Annotated in this window: 5 protein-coding genes; 3 read left to right on the top strand and 2 right to left on the bottom strand. The window is 70.3% G+C overall.

All coding sequences use genetic code 11. The features are described from left to right. From AB3X43_RS02905 to AB3X43_RS02895, 3 genes are all read left to right on the top strand, one after another. Positions 1–351, top strand: a 351-nt coding sequence (locus tag AB3X43_RS02905; RefSeq protein WP_369428386.1) for a Spy/CpxP family protein refolding chaperone, incomplete at its 5' end; no start/stop codon positions are given. Positions 352–408: 57 nt separating this feature from the next. Then, entirely contained in the window at positions 409–1,113 is a 705-nt protein-coding gene (locus AB3X43_RS02900; protein WP_369428385.1) for a response regulator transcription factor, read from the top strand. Beyond that, positions 1,110–2,510, top strand: coding sequence for an ATP-binding protein (locus AB3X43_RS02895; RefSeq protein WP_369428384.1), 1,401 nt, complete (start codon positions 1,110–1,112; stop codon positions 2,508–2,510). Before AB3X43_RS02900 ends, AB3X43_RS02895 begins: the two co-directional genes overlap by 4 nt. On the opposite strand, the gene AB3X43_RS02890 is transcribed toward AB3X43_RS02895, so the two are convergent. Continuing rightward, positions 2,494–3,216 (bottom strand): hypothetical protein, encoded by a 723-nt coding sequence (locus tag AB3X43_RS02890; RefSeq protein WP_369428383.1) that lies wholly within the window; start codon positions 3,214–3,216, stop codon positions 2,494–2,496. The two genes, AB3X43_RS02895 and AB3X43_RS02890, sit on opposite strands and share 17 nt — an antisense overlap. 114 nt (positions 3,217–3,330) lie before the next feature. After that, positions 3,331–3,875 (bottom strand): winged helix-turn-helix domain-containing protein (locus AB3X43_RS02885; protein ID WP_369428382.1); only part of this gene is annotated, 545 nt, incomplete at its 5' end.

The raw sequence follows: 3,875 nt of genomic DNA, 5'->3' as shown, positions 1-3,875 counted from the left end.
CTGTCGCTCGATGCCGCCCAGAAGGCCAAGCTCGTGACCCTGATCGACACCATGCACGCCAAGCGCATGGCCATGATGGCGGCCAACGGCGGGCAGATGGGGCAAGGCAACGGCGGCATGATGCCCCGCGCCGAGATGCAGGCCCTCATCAAGGGCGACAAGTTCGACCGCGCCGGCGCCCAGGCCCTCGTGGACCAGAAGGCCAACGCCATGCGTGCATCCGCTCCCGACGTCATCACGGCCATGGGCGACTTCTACGACAGCCTCAAGCCCGAGCAGCAGACCAAGGTCCGCGCCTTCATGGAGCGTGGCCCGATGGGCCGCGGCATGATGGGCCACCACGGCGGCTGATCGAACCCAACGTCGATGAGCCAGTGGCCGACGGACACATGGCGCTAGGATCCGTCCATGCCCCGCCTGCTGCTCATCGACGACGACGAACACCTGGCCGCCCCGCTGGCGGCCTACCTGAAGCGCTTCGACCTCACGCTGGAGAGCGCACTGCGCCCGAGCGTGGGGCTGGCGCGTCTGCGCGAGGGCGGATTCGATGCGGCCATCCTCGACGTGATGCTGCCCGAGATGGACGGCTTCGCTGTCTGCCGCGAAATCCGGCGCGATCCTGCGCTGGCCGGCCTGCCCATCCTGATGCTGACCGCGCGCGGCGATGTGATGGACCGTGTCATCGGCCTCGAACTCGGCGCCGACGACTACCTGCCCAAACCCTTCGAACCGCGTGAACTCGCCGCCCGGCTGCAGACCATCCTGCGCCGCCGCCAGCCGGCGGTGCCTGCCGTGGCCGCGCCGGAAAACGGCCGGCGGCTGGTGTTCGATGGCATCGAGATCGACCTGGACCGCCGCCAGGTGCTGCGTGGTGGCGCCGAGGTGGAGCTGACCGGCACCGAGTTCGAGTTGCTCGCGCTGCTGGCCAGCGAGCCGCACAAGGTCTTCACCCGCGACGAGATCCTGTCGCGCCTGCGCGGCCACGAGGCCGACGTCTACACCCGCGCCATCGACATCCTCGTCAGCCGCATCCGCAGGAAGCTGGAGCCGCTGGACTGCATCAAGACGCTGCGCAACGCTGGCTATGCCTTCGCCGGGGCGCGCCAGCCATGAACGCCCTGGTGCAGGCCGTCCGGCGGCTCACCGGCGCGCTGGGCATGCGGATGGTGCTGCTGTTCCTGGTGCTGGCGCTGGCGCTGACGGCGGTCTTCACCGGCGGCATGCAGCGGGCGATCGGTGGTGGCTGGCGGGCGCTGGTGCGCCCACTGGTGGCCGACTATGTCGATCGGCTCGCCGACGAGCTGGGCTCGCCGCCCGATGTCGGGCGTGCCAGGGCCTTGGTCGAGCGCCTGCCGCTGTCCGTGCGCATTGCCGGCCCGCAGGTCAACTGGGACTCGCACCCGCACCTGCGCGCGCTGCGTGCACAGCGCAGAGGCATGCTGCCACCCTGGATGGCGAGCGAGCCGCTGCCGTTTCCCCTGCCGCCGATGCACCGCATGATGCATCCCGAGGACGATGATGCGCCCGCTGCCGGCGACGACACCGAGCGCGGCTGGCTGCTGCTGACCCGCACCACCGCCGATGGCCATACGCTCGAATTCGGCCTGGGTGACGTGCCCTGGCGCCACCGGCCGCGTTCGATCGGCTGGTTCACGCTCGCGCTGCTGCTGGGGCTGACGGCGCTGGCCTACCTCGTGATGCGGCACTGGCTGCGACCGCTCGGCGACATCCGCGCCGGGGCGGTGCGCTATGGCCAGGGGCAGTTCGATCCACCGATTCCCGTGCGCAGCGACGACGAACTCGGCCGGCTGGCCGGGCAGATCAACACCATGGCCGGCGCGCTGCGCCACATGCTCGACGCCAAGCGCGCGCTGCTGCTGTCGATCAGCCATGAGCTGCGCTCGCCGCTGACGCGGGCGCGGCTGAATGCCGAGCTGGTCGATGACGGTCCGTCGCGCGACGCGCTGCTGCGCGACCTGGGCGAGATGCGCGAGCTGATCAGCGACCTGCTGGAAAGCGAGCGCCTGGCCGCCGGCCACGCGGCGCTGCTGCGCGAGCCGGTCGATCTGGCGGCGCTGGTCGAGATTGCCGTGCACGAGCAGGTGCCCGCGGACTGGGCGCTGGAACTCGATCTGGACGCCGATCTCGGCACCGTGGCGGTCGATCCGGCCCGCTGGCGGCTGCTGGTGCGCAACCTCGTCGGCAACGCACTGCGCCACGGCCAGCCGCCACTGCACGTGCGCCTGCACCGGGAAGCGGACGCGCTGGTCTTCAGCGTCCGGGACCACGGCCCCGGTGTGGCGCCCGAGGCGTTGGCGCAGCTTGGCGAGGCGTTCTACCGGCCCGATGCAGCGCGCGGGCGCAGCAGCGGCGGGGTGGGACTGGGGCTGTACCTTTGCAGGCTGGTGGCGCAGGCGCATGGCGGCCGGCTGGTCGCGCGGGCAGCCGCGCCTGGGCTGGAAGTCACCGTGCGCGTGCCCGCTGCCTTGGCGCTCACGCCGTCACGCTGAGCGACTGGGTCGCGGCGCTGGTGCTGGTACTGCTGTTGCCGCTCATCTCGGCATAGCGGGCCGCGATCATGCGGATCATCTCCGACGCATCGGGGCGGTGGCTGGAGTGGGTGGAGGTGCTGCTGCTCGTCGACATGGCCGTGCTGCGATCGCTGGAGCTGCTGCTCGACGCATCCTGCGGTGGCGGACCCATCGGCGACTGGCCCTGGTTCATCTGGGCCTGCATCTGCGCGCGGAAGCTGCTGATCTCGTCGGTGGACAGCGCGCCATCGCTGTTGCTGTCGATGGCCGCGTAGAGCTTCTTCACCGTGTCGCTGGCGGAAGAGAGACCGAATTCATCGCTGGAAACCGAGCCGTCCGAGTTGCTGTCGAGCGACTGGATCGGGTCATTGCCCGCGCCACCGGCACCGCCCATGCCGCCCGGAGGCGGTCCGGGTGGCGGGCCGCCAGCGCCACCCGGACCACCGGGTCCGCCATGGCCCGACTGCTGCGCGAGCTGCGAGGTGGAGCGTTGCACATTGAACTGGCTGGGTGTGCCCGATGGCTTGAACGCGTCGAACTCGCTCTTGCTGATGCTGCCATCGCCGTCGCTGTCCATGTCGGCGAACATCTTGGCCTTGTCGGCGTCGGTCGGGCCGGTGCGCTGGGTCTGCGTGGTGCGGGCACTGCTGTACGACGACAGTACGCTGCTGAGATTGACATTCATGGGCGGTTTCCTGGTGGGTTGTCGCATTCCGCCGGCGAGGGGGTTGCCGCGGACCGCAGGAGCAAGATTGCGCCGTCCGGGTGTCCGTCTGTTGTCGTCTTGGTTTCGCTGTGGCTACATGATGTCGAACAGATAGCCCACGCCGCGGATCGTGCGGATGCAGCGCGGCTGGCGGGCGTCGTCGCGCAATTTCTGGCGCAGGCGAGAGACCAGCAGGTCGATGCTGCGCTCGTAAGCCTCGAAGCCCTGGCCGCGCGCCACCGACATCAGCGCATCCCGGCTCAGCACGGCGCGCGGGTGGTCGAGGAAGGTCAGCAGCAGGCGCGATTCGGCCGGCGACAGCTCCACCGCCTGTCCTCCGGGCACATGCAGCCGCCGCCGCCCGCTGTCGTAGCGCCAGTCACCGAACGTGATCGTGGCGGCAGTCTCCTGCACAGTCGACGCAGCAGGCACCGTCGCCGAGCGGGCATGCCGGCGCCGCAGCACGGCAGCGACCCGTGCCAGCAGTTCGCGGGGCGCATAGGGGCGGGATAGGCAGTCGTCGTCTCCGGCGTCGAGTGCATGGATGCGGGCGCAGGCGTCGTTCTGGTCGATCACGCACAGGCGCGCGGGCGCGGTCCGTCCCAGCGATGCCAGGTCGGCGGTGTCCCGGATGGCCG

The sequence above is a fragment of the Sphaerotilus sp. genome (assembly GCF_041083715.1).
Lineage (GTDB): Bacteria > Pseudomonadota > Gammaproteobacteria > Burkholderiales > Burkholderiaceae_C > Sphaerotilus.
Note: the sequence above shows the minus strand (reverse complement) of the source record. Positions and strands in the feature narration are given on the sequence as shown.

What these genes read in the sequence shown, in the direction of transcription:
- AB3X43_RS02900 (WP_369428385.1), top strand. Translation starts at nt 409, where the DNA reads ATGCCCCGCCTGCTGCTCATCGACGACGACGAACACCTGGCCGCCCCG.
- AB3X43_RS02895 (WP_369428384.1), top strand. Translation starts at nt 1,110, where the DNA reads ATGAACGCCCTGGTGCAGGCCGTCCGGCGGCTCACCGGCGCGCTGGGC.
- AB3X43_RS02890 (WP_369428383.1), bottom strand. Translation starts at nt 3,216, where the DNA reads ATGAATGTCAATCTCAGCAGCGTACTGTCGTCGTACAGCAGTGCCCGC.